This window comes from Streptomyces sp. NPDC088785, assembly GCF_044750685.1.
Classification (GTDB): domain Bacteria; phylum Actinomycetota; class Actinomycetes; order Streptomycetales; family Streptomycetaceae; genus Streptomyces.
Window position 1 is genome coordinate 607,274 of record NZ_JBIVKH010000001.1, and the last position, 21,284, is coordinate 628,557.

15 protein-coding genes are annotated in these 21,284 nt (G+C 74.2%); 6 read left to right on the forward strand and 9 right to left on the reverse strand.

From position 1 onward, the window contains the following. Window positions 1-56 precede the first annotated feature (56 nt). Window positions 57-1,619, reverse strand: a complete 1,563-nt coding sequence (gene purH / locus ACIP5K_RS02705; RefSeq protein WP_401404233.1) for a bifunctional phosphoribosylaminoimidazolecarboxamide formyltransferase/IMP cyclohydrolase — start codon at window positions 1,617-1,619, stop codon at window positions 57-59. Next, window positions 1,616-2,236, reverse strand: a complete 621-nt coding sequence (gene purN / locus ACIP5K_RS02710) for a phosphoribosylglycinamide formyltransferase (protein ID WP_401404235.1) — start codon at window positions 2,234-2,236, stop codon at window positions 1,616-1,618. The genes purH and purN overlap by 4 nt, the downstream gene beginning before the upstream one ends. 325 nt (window positions 2,237-2,561) lie before the next feature. Here purN and ACIP5K_RS02715 point away from each other — a divergent pair, with 325 nt between their 5' ends. After that, window positions 2,562-3,311, forward strand: a complete 750-nt coding sequence (locus ACIP5K_RS02715; protein WP_401404237.1) for a hypothetical protein — start codon at window positions 2,562-2,564, stop codon at window positions 3,309-3,311. 38 nt (window positions 3,312-3,349) lie between these two features. On the opposite strand, the gene ACIP5K_RS02720 is transcribed toward ACIP5K_RS02715, so the two are convergent. Further along, window positions 3,350-4,897 (reverse strand): DUF6350 family protein, encoded by a 1,548-nt coding sequence (locus tag ACIP5K_RS02720; RefSeq protein ID WP_401405249.1) that lies wholly within the window; start codon window positions 4,895-4,897, stop codon window positions 3,350-3,352. Between the two features lie 122 nt (window positions 4,898-5,019). On the opposite strand from ACIP5K_RS02720, the gene ACIP5K_RS02725 reads away from it, so the two are divergent. After that, window positions 5,020-6,291: a helix-turn-helix domain-containing protein gene (locus ACIP5K_RS02725; protein ID WP_401404239.1), complete on the forward strand. Its 1,272-nt coding sequence runs from the start codon at window positions 5,020-5,022 to the stop codon at window positions 6,289-6,291. A 109-nt stretch (window positions 6,292-6,400) separates the two neighbouring features. Here the strand turns inward: ACIP5K_RS02725 and sucD are convergent, their stop codons facing one another. The 5 genes from sucD to ACIP5K_RS02750 form a co-directional block, all read right to left on the reverse strand. Continuing rightward, the gene (sucD, locus tag ACIP5K_RS02730; protein WP_401404240.1) at window positions 6,401-7,282 is read right to left on the reverse strand and encodes a succinate--CoA ligase subunit alpha; all 882 of its coding nucleotides are present in this window, start codon (window positions 7,280-7,282) and stop codon (window positions 6,401-6,403) included. Window positions 7,283-7,303: 21 nt separating this feature from the next. Then, window positions 7,304-8,482: an ADP-forming succinate--CoA ligase subunit beta gene (gene sucC, locus ACIP5K_RS02735; RefSeq protein WP_401404242.1), complete on the reverse strand. Its 1,179-nt coding sequence runs from the start codon at window positions 8,480-8,482 to the stop codon at window positions 7,304-7,306. A gap of 616 nt (window positions 8,483-9,098) precedes the next feature. Continuing rightward, window positions 9,099-10,286 (reverse strand): vWA domain-containing protein, encoded by a 1,188-nt coding sequence (locus ACIP5K_RS02740; RefSeq protein WP_401404243.1) that lies wholly within the window; start codon window positions 10,284-10,286, stop codon window positions 9,099-9,101. Continuing rightward, entirely contained in the window at window positions 10,283-12,784 is a 2,502-nt protein-coding gene (locus ACIP5K_RS02745; RefSeq protein WP_401404245.1) for a DUF5682 family protein, read from the reverse strand. The genes ACIP5K_RS02740 and ACIP5K_RS02745 overlap by 4 nt, the downstream gene beginning before the upstream one ends. Further along, window positions 12,781-13,902 (reverse strand): AAA family ATPase, encoded by a 1,122-nt coding sequence (locus ACIP5K_RS02750; RefSeq protein WP_401404247.1) that lies wholly within the window; start codon window positions 13,900-13,902, stop codon window positions 12,781-12,783. The genes ACIP5K_RS02745 and ACIP5K_RS02750 overlap by 4 nt, the downstream gene beginning before the upstream one ends. A 211-nt stretch (window positions 13,903-14,113) precedes the next feature. Here ACIP5K_RS02750 and ACIP5K_RS02755 point away from each other — a divergent pair, with 211 nt between their 5' ends. Continuing rightward, window positions 14,114-15,484 (forward strand): SWIM zinc finger family protein, encoded by a 1,371-nt coding sequence (locus tag ACIP5K_RS02755; protein WP_401404248.1) that lies wholly within the window; start codon window positions 14,114-14,116, stop codon window positions 15,482-15,484. A gap of 206 nt (window positions 15,485-15,690) precedes the next feature. Continuing rightward, entirely contained in the window at window positions 15,691-17,295 is a 1,605-nt protein-coding gene (locus ACIP5K_RS02760; protein WP_401404250.1) for a DUF5691 domain-containing protein, read from the forward strand. A 368-nt stretch (window positions 17,296-17,663) separates the two neighbouring features. Here ACIP5K_RS02760 and ACIP5K_RS02765 read toward each other — a convergent pair whose 3' ends face one another. After that, window positions 17,664-18,074: a cobalamin B12-binding domain-containing protein gene (locus tag ACIP5K_RS02765; RefSeq protein ID WP_401404252.1), complete on the reverse strand. Its 411-nt coding sequence runs from the start codon at window positions 18,072-18,074 to the stop codon at window positions 17,664-17,666. 369 nt (window positions 18,075-18,443) lie between these two features. Between ACIP5K_RS02765 and ACIP5K_RS02770 the strand changes: the two genes are divergently transcribed. Next, window positions 18,444-19,376, forward strand: a complete 933-nt coding sequence (locus ACIP5K_RS02770; protein WP_401404254.1) for an esterase/lipase family protein — start codon at window positions 18,444-18,446, stop codon at window positions 19,374-19,376. 183 nt (window positions 19,377-19,559) lie between these two features. After that, window positions 19,560-21,281, forward strand: a complete 1,722-nt coding sequence (locus tag ACIP5K_RS02775; RefSeq protein WP_401404256.1) for a M23 family metallopeptidase — start codon at window positions 19,560-19,562, stop codon at window positions 21,279-21,281. Window positions 21,282-21,284 lie beyond the last annotated feature (3 nt).

Genomic DNA, 21,284 nt, shown 5'->3' on the forward strand with positions numbered 1-21,284 from the left:
CGGCGAGGGCCCGCCGGTCGACGACCGGCGGGCCCTTGCGCGTACCGGCGCGGGGATCAGTGGAAGAAGTGCCGCGTCCCCGTGAAGTACATGGTCACGCCCGCCTTCTTGGCGGCCTCGACGACCTGCTCGTCACGGATCGAGCCGCCGGGCTGGACGATCGCCCGCACACCGGCGTCGATCAGGATCTGCGGCCCGTCGGGGAACGGGAAGAACGCGTCCGACGCGGCGTACGCGCCGCGCGCCCGCTCCTCGCCGGCCCGCTCGACGGCGAGCTTGCAGGAGTCGACGCGGTTGACCTGGCCCATGCCGACGCCGACCGAGGCGCCGTCCTTGGCGAGCAGGATCGCGTTGGACTTCACGGCCCGGCACGCCTTCCAGGCGAACGCCAGCTCGTCCAGCTCGCCCGGGGACAGCGCGTCGCCGGTGGCCAGGGTCCACGACGTGGGGTCGTCGCCGGCGGCCTGGAGGCGGTCGGTGACCTGGAGGAGCGCGCCGCCGTCGATCTGCCGGGTCTCGACGGCCGCGGACGGCCCGTGCGGGGCGCGCAGCACGCGGATGTTCTTCTTCTTGGTGAGGGCTTCGAGGGCGCCGTCCTCGTAGTCGGGCGCGACGATGACCTCGGTGAAGATGTCGGCGACCTGCTCCGCCATCTCCTTGGTGACCGGACGGTTCACGGCGATGACGCCGCCGTAGGCCGACACCGGGTCACAGGCGTGCGCCTTGCGGTGCGCCTCCGCGACGTTCGCGGCGACGGCGATGCCGCAGGGGTTGGCGTGCTTGATGATCGCGACGCAGGGGTCCTCGTGGTCGTACGCGGCACGGCGCGCGGCGTCCGTGTCCGTGAAGTTGTTGTACGACATCTCCTTGCCGTGCAGCTGCTCGGCCTCGGCGAGGCCGCCGGTGCCGTCGACGTAGAGGGCCGCGCCCTGGTGCGGGTTCTCGCCGTAGCGCAGCACGTTCTTGCGCGCGTAGGTGGCACCGAGGAAGTCGGGGTGGCCGCTGTCGTCGGCGGCCGCGTAGTCGGCGGCGAACCAGGAGGCGACGGCCACGTCGTACGCGGCGGTGTGCTGGAACGCCTCGGCGGCCAGCCGCTTGCGGGCGGTCAGGTCGAACCCGCCGTCGGCGACGGCCTTCAGCACGTCGGCGTACGCGGCCGGGTTCACGACGACCGCGACCGACGGGTGGTTCTTGGCGGCGGCGCGCACCATGGACGGGCCGCCGATGTCGATCTGCTCCACGCACTCGTCGGGGGTCGCGCCGGAGGCGACGGTCTCCTTGAACGGGTACAGGTTCACGATCACGAGGTCGAACGGCCGCACCCCGAGGTCGGCGAGCTGCGTGCGGTGGTCCTCAAGGCGCAGGTCGGCGAGGATGCCCGCGTGCACCTTCGGGTGCAGGGTCTTCACGCGCCCGTCGAGGCACTCGGGGAACCCGGTGACCTCCTCGACCTTGGTGACCGGCACCCCGGCCCCGGCGATCTTCCCGGCGGTGGAGCCGGTGGAGACCAGCTCGACGCCCGCCGCGTGGAGCCCGCGCGCCAGCTCCTCCAGACCGGTCTTGTCGTAGACGCTGACCAGCGCCCGGCGAATGGGCCGCTTGTTGCTCTCGGCGGTCACGGGATAACTACCTTTCGTCCCTCAATGCTGAAGCCGTTGCGGGCCAGACGCCCCACGACATCGACGAGCAGCGTGCGCTCGATTTCCTTGATGCGCTCGTGCAGAGCGCTCTCGTCGTCCTCATCGCGGATCTCGACCACGCCCTGGGCGATGATCGGTCCGGTGTCGACGCCGTCGTCGACGAAGTGGACGGTGCATCCGGTGACCTTGGCGCCGTACGCGAGGGCGTCGCGCACGCCGTGCGCACCGGGAAAACTGGGCAGCAGGGCCGGGTGCGTGTTCACGCACCGGCCGCCGAAGCGGGCCAGGAACTCCTTGCCCACGATCTTCATGAAGCCCGCGGAGACCACCAGGTCCGGCTCGTACGCGGCCGTGGCCCCGGCGAGCGCCCGGTCCCAGTCCGCGCGCGAGGCGTGGTCCTCGACCCGGCAGACGAAGGTGGGCAGTCCGGCGGCCTCGGCGCGCTCCAGACCCGCGATGCCCTCGCGGTCGGCCCCGACGGCGACGACCTCCGCTCCGTAGGCGGCCACTCCCTGCGCCGCGACGGCGTCGAGCAGTGCCTGAAGGTTCGTGCCTGATCCGGAGACCAGCACGACGAGGCGCTTGGCCTTGGCCACGGCGGGGCCCTTTCTGGGAGAACGACCTGCGTGTCTTTGTACGGTCGTACGAAGGCTTCGGGGTCCCCGATACGGGGAACCCTACGAAGCGGCCGACCGCCAGCAACGATACCGGCACGTCCGACGGCCCCCACGGGACGGGGGCGGGCACGGGGGGTAGCGTCAGCGCACAGGAGGATCCACGGTGGGCGGGAAGATTCGACAAGTCCCGCGCCCACCACGGAACGCGGAGCGGTCACGGAACGTTGACGTAAAGAACGCACCAAGCCGCACCGTGGAACTCCATGACGTTCTTCACGACGACCTAGGGGAAGACGCACTCCTGATGCCGGACCGAAGCCTTCGCCACACGCTGCCCGTCGGCGCCGTCCTGCCGCGCGAAGGCCGACCCACGCCGCCGTCGCCGTCCAAGGAGACGGACGGGCCCAAGGCCGACAACCCCTTCGCCCCGCCGCCCGAGGACGCGCCGGACCGCCCGTGGCAGCCGCGCCGTCCGGAGGGCTCCGACCCCGCCGAGGGCGGCGACGGCGACCGCTCGCCGTGGGGCAGCCAGTGGAGCGACCAGCAGCCGGGCCGCGCGCAGGGCGGCCGCTTCGGCGACCGCCCCCGCCCGGGCGGCGGCCAGGGCGGACCCGAGGGCCAGGGGCCCGGCGGCGGCCCCGGCGGCATGCGCTGGGACCCGACGGACCCGGCCCAGCGCCGCGCGCGCTACGCACTGCTGTCCGGCATGTGGGGCTTCTTCTTCGCCCTGTTCAACTGGCCGTACGTGGCACTGCTGCTGGGCGCGCTCGCCGTGTACTGGGGCAGCAGCTCCCTGCGCGCCAAGCCGCGCACCCCGGACCCGGACAAGCCCACCCCGCCGGTGCCCGACAGCACGCGCCCGCAGACGACGGCCGCGGTCAGCGGCCTGGTCACGGGCGGTCTCGCGCTGGCCCTGGTGGCGTCGGTCTTCACGGCCCGGATGGTCTACAGCGACTTCTACGAGTGCCGCACGGACGCCCTGACCAACCAGGCCCAGAAGGCCTGCGACGACGAACTCCCCAAGCAGCTCAGGCCGCTGCTCGGCTCGGACTAGCCGGCCCGGACCGGTCGGCCCGGCCCGGTCGGCCCGTACTAGTCGGCCTGCTCGTCCGGGCGGTGGGGCGGTTCGGTGGCCCCGGGGGACGCGGCGTCGCGCAGAAAGGCCCAGCGCTCGCCCCGGGACGTCTCGTCGAAGTACTGGTCGAACGGCTCGGACCCGGCGTCGCCGTCGGTGGCGGCGTAGGCGCCGGGGACCGTGTGCGCGGCGGGGGTGCCAGGGGTGCCGGGGACGGTCGCGCGGGCCGGTGCCGGGGCCTGCGCCTCGTCCGGCCCGTCGTCGCGATCGCGGCGGCGCAGCCTCAGGGACATCGCCCAGACCGGCCTGCGCGGACCGCCCGGCGCCGCGTCCCGGCCCCGCCACCAGCGCATCACCAACGCCGTCGGCAGCCCCACCGCGAGCACCCAGGCCGCCGCGGCCGCCCCGGTCGGCCGGCCCTCGGGGCCGAACGCGGAGAGCGCCGCCACCCCGAGCGCCCCGCCGGACGCCACCGCCAGGCACGCCATCGCCACCCCGCACAGCCCGGCCGCCGCCAGCACCGCGCAGGCGACCCGGCCACGCGTCCAGCCGGCCGCGTCCCCCGCCCCGGTCACGAACCACGCCACGGTCACCGCCGCCACCAGCGGCACCAGCGCCACCGCCCAGGTGAACGGCGTCCCGGGCCCGGACGGCACCGCCGCGAGCAGCGGGAAGGCGGGCAGCAGGCCGCTGCCGGAACCGCCCAGCGGGCCCGACGTCATGCCGCCGCCGAGCACCACCCCCGGCCCGAGCGCGTACGCGGCGCCCCACAGCACGGCGTTCGGCACCAGCGCGACACAGAGCAGCAGCACCGCGAACCGTCCCGACCAGGCGCCCGTCACCCGGACGAACGACTCCCGGACCTCTCCCCCGTGCCACACCAGTCCCACGGCCATCACGAGCGCGCCGCCCGCGACGAGCACCAGGAGCCCCGCCGCCGCAGCCCGCGCCGCGACCGGCAGCACCTCCGTCACGAAGACCCGCGGCAGCACGTCCACGCAGCTGCGCAGCGCCCCGGGCAGCGGACCGCGCGGCCTGCCGTGCGCGGCCCACACCCCGGTCCCGGCCGCCACGCCCGCGACCAGCGCCAGATGCGCCCCGCAGCTCACCCAGGAGGGTCGCATCTCGCCGCCCCCCGCGTAGCCGGCGGCAGCGGTCCCCACCAGCAGGTACCCGAAGACGGCGCCGCCCCAGACGCCCCTCCCCTCGGCGCCCTCGGTGTCCTCGGCGGCGTCGCGCGCGGCGCGGTGCACCAGCCACGCGGGCAGGGCGAGCAGCAGCAGGGGCGTGAGCCCCATCGGGGCGGGCGTCCCGGACAGGGTGTCCGTGCGGACGATCTCGGCGCCGTGCGCGATCAGCCACAGCGCGGCGGCGGTGTGCAGCGCGGCGCCGGGTCCGCTGTCGGGGTAGGGCGAGCTGATCCACAGCACCATCACCACGACGGCGCACACCCCGAGTCCGAGCCCGGCCGCCACGACCCCGCCGAGGGCCCCGGCGGCCGGGCCGGGCGCTCGTTCCCGCGCCCGGTTCAGGAGCAGGGGCAAGGACGGTCCACGGCCGGTCATCTGGGTCACCGGCCCATGCTCCCAACGACACGCGCTTTCCTCGCGTAACAGGCGAACTGTGGATGTGTCGCTGAAGATACGCTTATGTACTTTTTCGCGCGAAAGGGTGTGTGGAGTTCCCCATGACGCAGAGCCCTGCGACACCGCTGCCGACGCCCACCGAGCGCCGCAGGCTTCGCGTGGCGAGGTCGTTGACCCAGACACAGGTCGCCGAGCGCATCGGCGTGACCCGCGAAACGGTCCGCTCCTGGGAGACGGGCCGCACGGCCCCGAGAGGCCGCAAGCGGGAGGCGTACGCCAGGCTCCTGGCCGAACTCGGGCGGACGGAGACGGAGACCGCCCCGGCGAGCACCGGGGCCGCCGCCCTGACGGAGGCGGCCGGTCCCGCGCGCTCCGGTGCACCGGCACCCGCCAAGGGCCGCGAGGAGGCGGAAACGGATACGCGTACGAAGGCTGACGTGCGGGGAAGGACCGCGGCGCGGAGCACGGGGTCCGCGCGCGGCGCCGTCGCCGCCGTGCGGGAGGAGACCCGGGAGGCGGCGGGCTCCGGCGACGGGGCGGGGGCCGGGCCGGACCCGAGGCCGGGCCGGGGGCGGCCGCGGAGCGCCACCGAGGCGTTCGACGCCCTGTACGCGCACAGCGCCCCGCACCTCGTCCGCCAGACCTACCTGCTCACCGGCCGCCGCACGCTCGCCCGCGAGTCCGTCGAGCGGGCTTTCCAGCTGGCGTGGCAGCGCTGGCCCGAGGTGGCGGTCGACCCGGACCCCGAGAGCTGGGTGCGGGCCGCCGCCTACGAGTACGCGATGTCGCCGTGGCACCGGCTGCGCCCCGCGCACCGGCAGCCGGACGCGCCGCCCGCCGACGCCGACGACCGCAGGCTCATGGACGTCCTCCAGAGCCTGCCGCCCGCCTACCGGCGCACCCTGCTGCTCTACGACGGCGTGGGCCTCGACCTGCCGGAGACCGCGGCCGAGACGGAGGCCAGCACCCCGGCCGCCGCGAACCGCATCCTGCACGCCCGCGAGGCCGTCGCCGAACAGCTGCCCGACCTCGCCGTGCCCGAGCAGCTGCACCGCAGGCTGACCGAGCTGGCGGGCGCGGAGAAGCTCGACGCGCCGGGGTCGACGCTGGTGCGTGGCGCCGGGGAGAAGCGGGTCCGCTTCTGGACCAGGACCGCGATCGCCGTCACCGCCCTGATCGTCGGCATGACGGTCCTTACGCTGCGGGTGGCGCCCACGCACTACGATCCGACGCCCGCGCCGGGGGCGCCCATCAGCGGGGTGCCGCCGCTGACCGGGCCCGGCCACCTCACGGACCGGGACCTGGCGCTGCGCGAGGCGCTGCGGCAGCGGATGAGCGGCGGCCCCGAGCGGCTGGCACCGCTGGCCGAGTAGCCGGGGCAGCCGGGCAGCTCCTCCGCGCGGCCACGCGAAGAGGCCCGCACCGTGACCGGTGCGGGCCTCTTCGACGTCGTACGACGAACTGCGGGCCGGGATCGGCGAACTACGAGAGCAGCTCGCGCGCCAGCTTGGCGGTCTCGGTCGGCGTCTTGCCGACCTTGACGCCGGCGGCCTCCAGGGCCTCCTTCTTCGCCTGGGCGGTGCCCGACGAACCGGAGACGATGGCGCCCGCGTGGCCCATGGTCTTGCCCTCGGGGGCGGTGAAGCCCGCGACGTAGCCGACGACCGGCTTGGTGACGTGCTTGGCGATGTAGTCCGCCGCACGCTCCTCGGCGTCGCCGCCGATCTCACCGATCATGACGATCAGGTCGGTGTCGGGGTCCGCCTCGAACGCCTCCAGGGCGTCGATGTGCGTGGTGCCGATGACCGGGTCGCCACCGATGCCGACGGCCGACGAGAAGCCGATGTCGCGCAGCTCGTACATCATCTGGTACGTCAGCGTGCCGGACTTCGAGACCAGGCCGATGCGGCCCGGCTTCGTGATGTCGCCCGGGATGATGCCGGCGTTCGACTGGCCCGGGGTGATGAGACCGGGGCAGTTCGGGCCGATGATGCGGGTCTTGTCGCCCTTGGACTTCGCGTACGCGTAGAACGCGGCGGAGTCGTGGACGGCGATGCCCTCGGTGATCACCACGGCGAGCGGGATCTCGGCGTCGATGGCCTCGACCACGGCGGCCTTGGAGAAGGCCGGCGGGACGAAGAGCACGGACACGTTGGCGCCCGTCTTCTCGATCGCCTCGGCGACCGAGCCGAAGACGGGGATCGACGTGCCGTCGAAGTCGACCTCGGTGCCGGCCTTGCGCGGGTTCACGCCGCCGACGATGTTGGTGCCGTCGCCGAGCATGAGCTTGGTGTGCTTCATGCCCGTGGCACCGGTCATGCCCTGGACGATGACCTTGGAGTCCTTGTTGAGGAAAATAGCCATGGCTGTTTAGTCCCTCGTCCCTTACTTCGCAGCCGCGAGCTCGGCGGCCTTGTCGGCCGCGCCGTCCATGGTGTCCACGCGCTGCACCAGCGGGTGGTTGGCGTCGGAGAGGATCTTGCGACCCAGCTCGGCGTTGTTGCCGTCGAGGCGGACGACGAGGGGCTTCTCGACCTTCTCGCCCTTCTCCTCCAGGAGCGCGAGCGCCTGGACGATGCCGTTGGCGACCTCGTCACAGGCGGTGATGCCACCGAAGACGTTGACGAACACGGACTTGACGTCCGGGTCGCCGAGGATGATCTCCAGGCCGTTCGCCATGACGGCGGCGGAGGCGCCACCGCCGATGTCGAGGAAGTTGGCCGGCTTCACGTTGCCGTGGTTCTCACCGGCGTACGCGACGACGTCCAGGGTCGACATGACCAGGCCGGCGCCGTTGCCGATGATGCCGACCTCGCCGTCGAGCTTGACGTAGTTGAGGCCCTTCTCCTTGGCAGCGGCCTCGAGCGGGTTGGCCGCCGCCTTGTCCTGGAGGGCCTCGTGGTCGGCGTGCCGGAACTCGGCGTTCTCGTCGAGCGACACCTTGCCGTCGAGGGCGAGGACGTCACCGGAGGCGACCTTGGCCAGCGGGTTGACCTCGACCAGGAGGGCGTCCTCCTCGACGAAGGTCTTCCACAGCGTCTGGAGGATGTCGGCGACCTGGCCGGCGACCTCGGCCGGGAACTTCGCGTCCTCGACGATCTTGCGGGCGACCTCGGGGGTCACGCCCTCGTTGGCGTCGATCGGCGTCTTGGCGACGGCCTCCGGACGGGTGGCCGCCACCTCCTCGATCTCCATGCCGCCCTCGACGGACGCGATGGAGAGGAAGGTGCGGTTGGTGCGGTCCAGGAGGAAGGAGACGTAGTACTCCTCCACGATCTCCGGGGCCGTCTCGGCGATCATCACCTTGTGGACCGTGTGGCCCTTGATGTCCATTCCGAGAATGTTGGTCGCGTGCTCGACGGCCTCGTCGGCGGAGGCGGCCAGCTTCACGCCGCCGGCCTTGCCGCGGCCACCGACCTTCACCTGTGCCTTGACGACCGACTTGCCGCCCAGCTTCTCGGTGGCCTCGCGCGCCGCCTCAGGCGTGTCGATGACTTCACCGGCCAGCACCGGTACACCGTGCTTGGCGAAGAGGTCCCTCGCCTGGTACTCGAACAGGTCCACGCGCGTCCGTCCCTATCAGTGATCTCGCGGTTCTGCGGTCTGCTGTCTGCGTGGGCGTGCCGCGAGGGGCAACGTGACTCCGCTGTCACACGTGACGACCGCTGTCGCTTGCCGTCACAAGGGAGGCGTACACGGTGACCGGGTACGCGGCATGTCCGTCTCGCAGGTTATCGCCGTGCGGCGATGCCTTCTAAATCGCAGATCACACCTGAGCGGTGATACCGGTCACAGAGCGCCCCTTTTGCCCGTTGTCGGCCAGGACCCCGGCCGGGTGCGGGACGGCTTCGGGATGCCTTCGGGAGGGCTTGGGGAGGGCTTCGGGATGGCTTCAGGGATGGCCTCAGGGCGGCTGCGGGGCGGCGTCCGCGGCCTCACCGTGCGGGGGGTTCGCACGGTGAGGCCACCCGAGGGGCCCGGTGGTACGCCGGTGGGCCCGCGACGGTGGGCCCCGTCCCCACGGGGCGCCCGTCCGCACGCCTGTCGCGGATCCGGCCGGCCGGTGGATGCGGCCCGGCCGGGTCCTGGGCGTCGGTCTCTCAGGACCTCCTGCCCGGTTTTCCCGAAAACCCGCTGTCGGTCCCCGAGGGGGCCGAGTGGGCCGAGGGGGCCGAGGGGCTCACCAGCGGTTCGGGGCCGCTCCCCCGGTGTCCGCGGCCGCGTCCGGTATCGGCAGCGGCCGCTTCTCGATGGCCGCGGCCATGATGTCGGGGAAGAGGTCGGGGGTGCAGGCGAAGGCGGGGGCGCCGAGGGCGGCGAGGGCCGCCGCGTGCTCCCGGTCGTAGGCGGGCGCGCCCTCGTCGGAGAGCGCGAGCAGCGTCACGAACTGGACCCCGGACGCCTTCATCGCCGCGACCCGCTTCAGCATCTCGTCGCGGATGCCGCCTTCGTAGAGGTCGGAGATGAGGACGACGACCGTCTCGGCGGGGCGGGTGATCTGCGACTGGCAGTAGGCGAGCGCCCGGTTGATGTCGGTGCCGCCGCCGAGCTGCGTGCCGAACAGCACGTCGACGGGGTCGTCGAGCTGGTCGGTGAGGTCGACGACGGCGGTGTCGAAGACGACCAGCCGGGTCGAGATCGAGTGCATGGAGGCGAGCACCGCGCCGAAGACCGACGCGTAGACGACGGAGGCCGCCATCGAGCCCGACTGGTCGATGCAGAGGATGACGTCCTTCTTCACCGACTGCGCGGCCCTGCCGTAGCCGATGAGCCGCTCGGGCACGATCGTGCGGTATTCGGGCAGGTAGTGCTTGAGGTTGGCCGCGATGGTGCGGTTCCAGTCGATGTCGTGGTGGCGGGGCCGGCTGATGCGGGCGCTGCGGTCGAGGGCGCCGGTGAGGGTGGCGCGGGTGCGGGTGGCGAGCTTCTTCTCCAGGTCGTCGACGACCTTGCGGACGACCGCCCGCGCCGTCTCCTTGGTGGTCTCCGGCATCGCCTTGCTCAGGGAGAGCAGCGTGCCCACGAGGTGCACGTCCGCGTCGACCGCTTCCAGCATCTCGGGCTCCAGGAGCAGCGTGGACAGGCCCAGGCGGTCGATCGCGTCGCGCTGCATGACCTGGACCACCGAGGAGGGGAAGTAGGTGCGGATGTCGCCCAGCCAGCGGGCCACCGACGGCGCCGAGGCACCGAGCCCCGCGCCGCGGCTGCCGCCGGTGGGGCGGTCCTTCCCCTGCCCCGAGCCGTAGAGCGCGGACAGGGCGCTGTCCATCGCGGCGTCCTGTCCTTCGAGTGCGCAGCCGGTGCCGTCGGCGCTGTCACCGCCGAGCACCAGTCGCCAGCGCCGCAGCCGCTCTTGCGTCTCCGTCATGTCCCCGCCTCCGCTGGTGTGGTGGAACGCCTGTGTGCCGGTGTGCCCGGGTGTCCGGGCGCCGGTGTGCCTGGGCCTGCGGCTCCGGCTCCGGCTCCGGCTCCGAGCAGCAGGTGGACGACGGGGAGCACGGCGTCGGCCCGGTCGGGGTCGAGGTCGTCGGCGAAACCGGGGGGAAGGCCGGCCCCCGTGGGCGCCGAGGCGGTGCCGCCCGGCCCGCGCCGGACCAGCTCGCCCAGGGATCTGCGCACACCGGGCTCGTAGGCCGAGAACGTGCGCCGCAGCAACGGCAGCACATCGGTGAACGCGTCGCCCGGCACCCCGGTGAGCCACCCGTCCACCAGCGCCAGCAGCCGCTCGTCGTGCACCAGGAGCAGCCCGCCCCCCGAGCCTCCCCCGACGAACCCCTCGATCCAGGCGGCGGCCTCTCCGGGCGGCGTGCCCGGGGACAGGGCGAGGCCCATCAGCAGGGCCGTGTCGTCGTCGGTCAGCTCCCCCTCGTCGAGCAGGATCCGCGCGCACCGGCCCCGGATCACCGCGGCCACGCTGTCCCGCCCGGCGAGGGTGCGCAGCACGGCCCGCCACCGGTCCCGCAGCCCGGCGTCCTCCAGCAGGGCGATCGCCCCGTGCACCCCGTCGACCTGGGCGCGCACCGCGGCGGCGGCGTCCGCGTCGAGGCCCGCGCACGCCGGGGGCAGTCCGACGAAGACCCGCTCGGCGAGTCCGGCCGCGACCCCGGCGAGCGCGCCGGTGTCGGTGCCGCGCACGTCGCCGTAGCGCAGCGCGCGGGCCAGGGCGGGCAGCGCCTGGGCGAGGTGGCCGACGTCGGCGTCCAGGGCGGCGCGGTCGGCGAGCACCCGCATGACGACGGGCAGCGCGTCCCCGAGTCCGGCGAGCAGGCACTGCTCGGCGAGCGCGGTGACGTCGGCGAGGGCGGACGCGCCGATCGCGTCGGCCTCCGCCTTGGCGGTCGCGGCGGCGAGCACGGTCGTGCCCCACACCCCGGCCTCGGCGACCCGCACCGACAGCTCCGGCTCCCAGCGCAGCCGCCAGCTCTCGCGGAAGGTGCCGGTGGAGCCGCGCGCGAACCGGGCCGGCTCGCCCCAGGCGACGCCGAGCAGCCGCAGCCGGTGCAGCAGGCGGCTGCGCGCGGCGTCGGTGTCCCCGCGCAGGTCGAGGTCCAGGTCCTTCTCCAGCGCGGCCGGCTTGAGACGCAGGGAGCGCTGGAGCTTGGTGAGGTCGCGCTGCAACGGCACGGCCGGCGCGCTCGACGGCACCTCGCCGAGGTCGTCCCCGACCACGAGCCGGTCGTGGATCAGCGCCAGCGGGACGTCGGAGCCCTCGCAGAACACCGCCCGCACCGCGTCGATGGTCTCGGTCAGGCCCGCCAGCGGCCTGCCCCGCATCACGGCGAGGGTCTCGGCGAGCCGGACGGCCTCGATGACGTGGGCGGACGACACGATGCGGTCCTCGGCGCGGAGCAGCCCCGCGACCTTGGTCAGCCAGCGCTCCACCGGGCGGTCGGGCGCGGCGAACAGGTGCCCGTACCACCCCGGGGACTCGATGCCCGCGCCGTAGCCACTGGCGCGGGCGAGGCGCCGGTGGGTCCACGGCACCCACGTCATGTCGACCTTCGCCTTCGGCAGGCCCTTGAGCAGCGCGCGGTCGGCGGCGACGGGTGTCTTGCGGCGCAGGGCGGGGACGTGCCACGCCCCACACACCACCGCGACCTCGTCGCCGGAGCCGAACTCGCGCAGCGCCGTGCGGATCTGGAGCCGCATGTACGCCTCCCGCACCGGGTCGCGGCGGTGTCCGCCGTCCCCGTACGCCTCCCGCAGGGCGCCCATCGCCTCGCCGAGTGCGCCGAACGCGTCCCCCTCGCGGTGCTCGACGACGTCCTCCCACCAGCGCTCCGCGTCGTCGTAGCCGGCGGTCTCGGCGAGCACACCCAGCGGGTCGACGCGAACGGCGTCCCCCGCCCGCACCGCGCCCTCCCCCGCCTCCCCGTCAGGCACTCGCCCGTCCGGCACTCCCCCATCAGGTGAACGCTCGTCCGGTGTCCGCCCGTCGGGTGCCTGCCCGTCAGGTGAACGCCCGTCCGGCACTCGCACGTCCGGTGTCCGCCCGTCCGGTACTCGCCCGTCCGGTGTCCGCCCGTCCGGTGCCTCCTCGTCGCGCAGCGCCAGGCTGTGCGCCGCCGGGAGGTCGATGAAGCGGACCTGCGCCCCGTGCTCCAGCGCCCAGCGGATCGCGACCCATTCGGGCGAGAACTCGGCGAACGGCCAGAACGCCGACTTCCCCGGCTCGTCCACGACGTGGGCGAGCAGCGCGACCGGCGGCCGCATGTCCGGCTCGGCGGCGAGCGGCACCAGGGCGTCCGCCTCGGGCGGTCCCTCGATCAGGACGGCCACCGGACCCGCCTCGTCCAGCGCGCGGCGCACGGCGCGCGCCGACCCCGGCCCGTGGTGCCGTACGCCGAGCAGCAGCGGGCCCGTCATGCGCTGACCTCGCGGCAGGCCCGGTAGAAGTCCTTCCAGCCGTCCCGCTCGCGCACCACGGCCTCCAGGTACTCCTGCCAGACCACGCGGTCCGCGGCCGGGTCGCGGACGACGGCGCCGAGGATGCCGGCGGCGACGTCGGAGGAGCGCAGCACGCCGTCCCCGAAGTGGGCGGACAGGGCGAGGCCGCTGGTGACGACGGAGATCGCCTCCGCCGTCGACAGGGTGCCGCTCGGCGACTTGATCTTCGTACGGCCGTCGGAGGTCACGCCGTCGCGCAGCTCGCGGAAGACGGTGACGACGCGCCGGATCTCGTCCATGCCGTCGGGCGCCGCGGGCAGCTCCAGGGAGCGGCCGACCTGCTCGACCCGGCGGGAGACGATGTCGACCTCCGCCTCCACCGTCGCGGGCAGCGGCAGCACCACCGTGTTGAACCGGCGGCGCAGCGCGCTCGACAGGTCGTTGACCCCGCGGTCCCGGTCGTTGGCCGTCGCGATCAGGTTGAAGCCGCGGACCGCCTGCACCTCCTGCCCCAGCTCCGGTATCGGCAGGGTCTTCTCGGACAGGATCGTGATCAGGGTGTCCTGCACGTCGGCGGGGATGCGGGTCAGCTCCTCCACCCGCGCCGTCATGCCCTCCGCCATCGCCCGCATGACCGGACTGGGCACCAGGGCGTCCCGGCTGGGGCCGTGGGCCAGGAGCTGCGCGTAGTTCCACCCGTAGCGGATGGCCTCCTCCGGGGTGCCGGCCGTGCCCTGCACCAGCAGGGTCGAATCGCCGCTCACGGCCGCGGCGAGGTGCTCGGACACCCATGTCTTCGCGGTGCCCGGGACGCCGAGCAGCAGCAGCGCCCGGTCGGTCGCCAGGGTCGTCACCGCCACCTCGACGATGCGCCGCGGGCCCACGTACTTCGGCGAGATCACCGTGCCGTCCGGCAGCGTGCCGCCCAGCAGGTACGTGGCGACGGCCCACGGCGACATCCGCCAGCGGGCCGGCCGCGGCCGGTCGTCCTGCGCGGCCAGCGCGGCGAGCTCGGCCGCGAACGCGTGCTCGGCGTGCGGCCGCAGCGCCTGGCCCCCGGTGTCGGACCCGGCCTGTTCCTCGACAGAAACGGTCATGGCTGTCCCCCTCCAACTCGCGTCCAGCGCGCGTCGCATCACTTCGAATCGCCCAGCTCGAACCAGCGCGGCAGGACGGGTCGACCGCCTTCGCCGCGCGTTGGTTCCCACGGTGCACCACGCCACTGACAATCGACCCCGCCCATTCGATCACCGCAGGTCAGAGCGGTTTTCTGAGAGATTGTCAGTGGCGGGACCTACCGTCGGGGACATGACTCAGCAGGGGGTGCGCTGGACAGCGGACCAGGTGCTTGCACTGGCGCCTGACGCCGCGTCACGCAAGGCGGGAAGCAAGCTCGGGACGGCGGGACCCTGGTCGCAGACCGGGAGTTCGGACGAGGGGGCGATATGGGGACTGTGCAAGGGCAGCGGCAGCAAGCCGTATCAGACGATCGTCGACAGCGGCGGGGACGGCGGCGGCACCGGCCCGGCGTACAAGTGCAGTTGCCCGAGCCGGAAGTTCCCGTGCAAGCACGCGCTGGGGCTGCTGCTGCTCTGGGCGGGCGGCGACCAGCAGGTGCCGGGCGGGCAGGCGCCGCCGGAGTGGACCGCGCAGTGGCTGGCCGGCCGCAGACAGCGGGCGACGGAGCGGCGCACGGCGCGGGACGGGGACGCGGGGAGCGCGCCGGCCGATCCGGAAGCGGCCCGGCGCCGGGCCGAGCGGCGCGCGCAGCGGATCACCGCGGGCGCCGCCGAGCTTGAGCAGCGCCTGACCGATCTGCTGCGCGGCGGTCTGGCGCAGGCGGAGCGGGCGGGATACGGGCTGTGGGAGGAGACGGCGGCGCGCATGGTCGACGCGCAGGCCCCCGGACTGGCCTCGCGCGTACGGGAATTGGGGGCCGTGCCGGGCTCGGGTCCCGGCTGGCCGGTGCGGCTCCTGGAGGAGTGCGCGCTGCTCCACCTCCTCGTCCAGGGCTGGCTGCACCGCGCCGGGCTGCCCGAGGAGCTGGCGGCCACGGTCCGCTCCCGGGTCGGCCTGCCGGCGTCGGCCGAGGGGCCCCCGCAGCGGGACGACTGGCTGGTCCTGGCCCAGTACGACGCGGCGGACGGCCACCTGACCACGCGCCGCATATGGCTGTACGGCACGGCGACGCACCGCACCGCGCTCCTCCTCTCCTACGGCGCCGTGGGCCGCGCCCCCGCCCTGGCCCTGCCGGCCGGGCTGACCCTGGACGCCGCCGTGTCGGGGTATCCCGGCGCGGGGGCGTTGCGGGTGGAGCTCGGCGAGCAGTTCGGGACGGCGCGGCCCAAGGACGTCCGGCCGCCGGGGACCGCGGTCGGCGACGCGCTCGCGGCGTACAGCGAAGCGCTCACGGCCGACCCGTGGCTGGAGTCGTGGCCGGTGACGCTCGCGGACGTGGTGCCGGCGCGGGACCCGGACGGCGGGAGCTGGCAACTGGCGGACGCGGACGGCAAGTCGGCGCTCCCGCTGGCCCCGCAGACCTCGCCGTCCGGGCTGTGGCGGCTCACCGCGGTGTCCGGCGGGGCGCCGGTGACGGTGTTCGGCGAGTGCGGGCACCGGGGCTTCCGCCCGCTGGCCGCCTGGACGGGGGCCGCCGGTGAGGTCATATCGCTGTGCTGAGCGCGCGGTACGTCGGCGCCCTCGACGGCGACCGATCGCCACCCCGTCCACGCTCCTGACAGCGCGCTCGACAGAGCGCTCGGCCTAGCCCCTGGTCGAGCGCCTCCACAGAGAGGAAGAGGCCCCGTATGACGCCCACGACCACACCCGGCACATCAACCACATCCGGCACACCGAGCACACCGAGCACACCGAGCACACCGAGCATGCCGGCCCCGTCCCCCGCTCCCGCTGCCACCACCTGGGACGGTCTCGTCACGGCGGCCCTGCTCGGTACGGAGCGGCGGTCGGGCACCGGCCCGCGCACGCTGCTCGACGAGGCGGCCGCCCAGACCGCGCGGCGCCGCGCGGGCCTGCGCCCCGCCCCGGCCGTGGCGCTGCCCGAGCCCACCGCCGACGACCCGCGCCCGCCGCTGCCCACGGCCGCACGCCGGCGCCTGGCGATGCTGCTCACCGACCGCCCCGGCACCGGCACCACCCGCCGCGGCTCCGCGCCCGACCTGCTCGAACTGCTCCCGCAGTGGCTGGCGGCGGCCAACGAGCACGGGTACGGGCCGCCCCCCGAGCTGCTGCCCGCCCTGCTCGACGCGGCGCGCGGCCGCACCGATCTGCGGCCCCAGGCCCTCGCCTTCGCCGGGCCGCGCGCGCTGTGGCTGGGTCGGCTCAACCCGGACTGGAAGTTCGCGCTGCGCGCCACTCCCGGCGCGAGCGCGGCGCTGCCGGCGCCCGAGGACGCCGAGCGGGTCCGGCAGCTCTGGGAGGAGGGCCTGTTCGCGGAGCGGGTGGCGTTGCTCGCCGCCGTCCGCGCGCACGACCCGGAGGCGGCCCGCGCACTCCTCGCGGGGACCTGGAGCACGGAGCGCGCCGAGGACCGGCTGATGTTCCTCGACTCCCTGCGCACCGGACTCGGCGCCGCCGACGAGCCGTTCCTAGAGCAGGCCCTCAGCGACCGCAGCAGGAACGTGCGGGCGACGGCGGCCGAGCTGCTGTCCGCGCTGCCGGGCTCCGCGCTCGCCGGGCGGATGGCGGACCGGGCCCTGTCGTGCGTGGCGCTGGACCGGACGACGGCGACGGTCGCCGTCGAGGCGCCGCACGAGTGCGACCCGGCGATGGAGCGGGACGGAGTCGTCGCCAAGCCGCCCGCGGGCCGGGGCGAGCGGTCGTGGTGGCTGGGCCAGCTGGTCGAGGCCGCTCCGCTGGACCGCTGGCCGGACCGGTTCGGCGGGCGCGGCGCGCAGGAGATCGTGGCGCTCGCGGTGGCCGACGACTGGCAGGGCGAGCTGCACGCGGCGTGGTGCCGGGCGGCGGTGCGCCAGCGGGACATCGGGTGGTCGCGCGCGCTGCTCGGACCCGCCACGGCGGCCGGGGCGGCGGGGCCCGGCGCGGTGTCGCTGGCCGAGCGGGCGAAGCTGCTCACGGCGCTGCCGCAGGACGAACGGGCCGAGTGGGTCGGCGAGTTCATCGCGGCGCACGGGCTCTCCGAGGCGTTCCAGCTGCTCGGGGTGTGCGCCACGCCGTGGGCGGTGCCGCTCGGGCGGGCCGTCGTCGACGCGCTGAACATCGCGCGGGACGCGGGGAGTTATCCGTGGAGCTTCAGCGGGGTGATGGGGCTGGCCGAGCGCTGCCTCGACCCCGCGGAGGTCGTCCGGCTCGAAGCGCTGACGGCCGCCGTCGAGGAACCGGAGGGGTCGGCGCCCGGGGCGGGCGGGTACTGGGCCGAGGCCTTCCAGCGGCTGGCCGGCACGCTGCGGCTGCGCCGTGCCATGCGGGACGAACTGACGCCGGGCGAGCCCGGTCCCGACGTCCGATGAGGTGCGGCGGGGCCGGTCGCCATGTCCGGGCCGACGGCGCGGCTTTCGTCGCGGCCCGGAGAGGCGCCGGTCCGACGGCGCGGCTCTCGGCATGGCCGGTCGCCATGTCCGGTCCAACGGCGCGGTCTTCGTCGCGGCCGGGAGAGGCGCCGGTCCGACGGCGCGGCTCTCGGCATGGCCGCGAGAGATACCGGCCAGACGGCGCGGCTCTCGGCATGGCCGCTCACGACCCCGCCCGAGCGGTCACCCGCGCCCCTGGGGCATTCCGAGCAGCCCCCGGACTAGTCCCGGACCAGTCCCGGGCCGCCCCCGGGCCGGGTCCGCGCTCCTGGTTCAGGTCCGGGTGGGCGCCTGGTGGTCGGTCAGGTTCAGGCGGGCTGGTGGACGTTGGCCCGGACCCAGTCGACGATGGAGGCCGTGGTGGCGCCGGGGGTGAAGATCTCCGCGACGCCCTTCTCCTTCAGAGGCGCGATGTCGGCCTCGGGGATGATGCCGCCGCCGAAGACCTTGATGTCGGCGGCGTCCCGCTCGGCCAGCAGCTCGATGACGCGCGCGAAGAGGGTGTTGTGCGCGCCGGAGAGGATGGACAGACCGATCGCGTCGGCGTCCTCCTGGATGGCGGTGTCCACGATCTGCTCGGGAGTCTGGTGCAGCCCCGTGTAGATGACCTCCATACCGGCGTCGCGCAGCGCACGCGCGATCACCTTGGCCCCGCGATCGTGGCCGTCGAGCCCAGGCTTCGCGACGACCACGCGGATCGGACCGGCTGCCACACCCATCACTGCCTCCCTGAAGCGACTGCCCCGGAAACCCCATCGTGGATGACCGAAGTGAACGAACGTTATCGACAGCATCCCGCACGCGCCCGTTTCACGGTGCGCAGCGAGGGGGAAATCACACGGTGGGACACGTTCGCTGCGCGCCACGTACGGGACGGGCGCGAGGGGAGCCGCTTCGGGATCGCCGCGCCACCGCGCCGTCAGCCGCACGGCACGGTGGCCCGGTGTTCACGTCGCCGGCGCGGACCGACTCGCGGGGGCCGATGAGTCGGCGCAGCAGCCCACCGCGCGTCCGCCCGCCCGGCAGGCTCTCCAGAAGTGCGTCCGGGGGACAGCGAGGTCCCCCGCACGCCGACGGGAGGTCGACCGATGGAGGTCACGAGGGCTCTGCCCTTTCGCCCGCTCCGCCACCTGCTGCCCGCGAGGCCGGCCGGTCTGTCGGCCGCGCTGCTGAAGGCGGCCGCGCTGGAGCTGGCCATCCTGGCCGGGCATCTGCTGCTCTACCCCTCGGGCATCCTCCCCGAACGACCACGGCCGGCGGCCCTGCCGCACGTTCCGCCGCTCGACACCGATCCGCCGCCCGAGGGCTTCCTGGACGACGCGGACCCGGCGCCGCCGGTGACGGCGTCCGCGCCCCGGCTGCCGACCTCGCAGAAGCCCCCGGTACTGCTGCTGCACGGTTTCATCGACAACCGTTCCGTCTTCGTCCTGCTGCGCCGCACGCTGGCCCAGCACGGCGGGCAGCCGGTCGAATCGCTCAACTACTCGCCGCTGACCTGCGACATCCGGGCCGCCGCCCGGTTGCTCGGGCGGCACGTGACGCAGTTGTGCGAGCATTCCGGGCAGCAGCGGATCGACATCGTGGGGCACAGCCTGGGCGGCCTCATCGCCCGCTACTACGTGCAGCGGCTCGGCGGCGACGCGCACGTCCGCACCCTCGTCACGCTCGGCACCCCGCACGCGGGCACCCGGGTCGTGCCGTTCGCGGACGCGCACCCGATCGTGCGGCAGATGCGGCCCGGCTCGTCGGTGATCGAGGAGTTGAAGGAGCCGGCGCCCGGCTGCCGGACGCGCTTCGTGAGCTTCTGGAGCGACCTCGACCATCTGATGGATCCGCTGGAGACGGCCGGCGTGGACCACCCGGACCTGCTCGTGGAGAACGTGCGGGTGACCGGCATCGGGCACCTGGCGCTGCCGGTCCACCCGGCGGTCGCGACCGGTGTCCGCCAGGCCCTCGACGCCGCGCCGACGGCGGAAGCGGCGCACGCCGCCCCCTCGGTCGGCGGCCTGACGGTGGCCTGACAACGGCCCGGCGGTCGGCACCCGGCCGCCCCACGGCGGCCCCGGGCCGGCCGCGCACCCGCTCACCGGCGGTTTGACGGTGTCTCACCACGGGCCGTGGGAACGCTCGGCGCGGCGCCGGGATCGAACGTTTCTCGAACTCAGCGCCAAAGCTCTGCCCGCAGTCCACCGAAAGACGGGCGATTGCCCGTTTCCCCGGGATCGGAAACCTGCGGAAGATTGTCGCGCCCTCGTACCGCCGGGTACAGTCGCCGCACTGCTCTGGCAGCCCCTGTTGTCGAGGCGAAAGAGAAGTGGGTGAACGACCGTCATCCGTCGGGGACCGCGCACTACGCGGCACACGACGGTTACTCCACGACCAGCTTCGCCACCGATCCACTCTTCGGTGACCTGCCGGGCGACGGCTCCTACGACACGGGTTCCTACCCGGCCGCGGCCACCGCGACCGCCGTCGGACCCGCTGACGACACGGGCTCCCACACCAGCGGACACTGGTACGCCGACCCCGGCCACCAGCAGCAGTACGCCGACCCGTACGCGTCCTCGTACGACACCGGCGGCCACGGCACGAGCGGTGTCTGGCCCACACCCGGGTACGAGCACACCACCACCATCCCCGCGCAGTCCGGCACGGCCGGACAGCACGGCGGGCAGCACACCGGGCAGTGGGACACCGCGGAGTACCCGGGTGCGCAGCACACCGGGACCCATCTCTTCGAGACCTCGTCGTTCGGGACCCAGCCGTACGAGACCCAGACGTTCACCGCCCCGAACTCCGGGACGCAGAGCTTCGGTACGCAGGGCTTCGATACACAGAGCTTCGATACGCAAGGCTTCGACACCCGGGCCTTCCAGGCGCCGGTCTTCGACGCGCAGCAGCTCGCCGCGCAGACCTACGACACGCAGACCTTCGAGTCGCCGGTCTTCGGCACCACCGCGTACGACACCGGCGCCTACGACGCCACGCAGTGGAACTCCGCCGGCGCCCCCACCGCCCCCGCCCCCGCCGCCCTCGGCGACACGGGCCGGATGGAAGCGGTGCACGAGCAGGCGCCTGCGCCGGAGCACCACGACGACGCCGAGCCGGCCGCGACGCACCCCGATCCGGACGCCGAACCCCGCGCGGCGGGGCGGGAATTCACGCCGCGCGCCGCGGCCCGCGGCCGCGCCCGGCGCCGCTCCCCCGCCAAGCGCTCCGCGCTGCTGACGGTCGCCGTGCCGTCGGTGTGCGTGGTCGGCATCGCCGGGATCGCGGCGGCCTCGGTCGGGGTCGGCTCGGGCGGCAGCGGTGACACGGAGACGCAGGCCATGACGGCGTCCGACGCCACGGCCGTGAAGCCGTCCACGGCCAACAACAAGCTGGACACCCAGCTCGCCGATCTCTCCCAGGACGCCGGTGACTTCGCCGACCGGGCGAGCCGCACCCAGGAACGCATCGATCTGAAGGCCAAGCAGGAGGCGGACCGCAAGAAGGCCGCCGAGGAGGCCGCCCGCAAGGAAGCGGCCCGTCCGAAGTTCGCGCTGCCGGTGAAGCAGCACGGGCTGAGCGCCTATTACGGGCAGGCCGGCATCAACTGGATGTCCGTGCACTCCGGCATCGACTTCCCCGTGAGCTACGGGACCCCGGTGATGTCCGCGACCGACGGCACCGTGCGCACGCAGTGGAACAGCGCGTACGGGAACATGGCGATAGTGACCGCCAAGGACGGCACCGAGACCTGGTACTGCCATCTGTCCGCGCACACCGTGATGAGCGGCCCGGTCAAGGCCGGAGACGTCATCGCACGGTCGGGCAACTCCGGGAACTCGACCGGACCGCACCTGCACTTCGAGGTGCGCCCCGGGGGCGGCTCCGCGATCGACCCGCTGCCGTGGCTGCGCAGCCACGGCCTCGACCCGACCTAGATC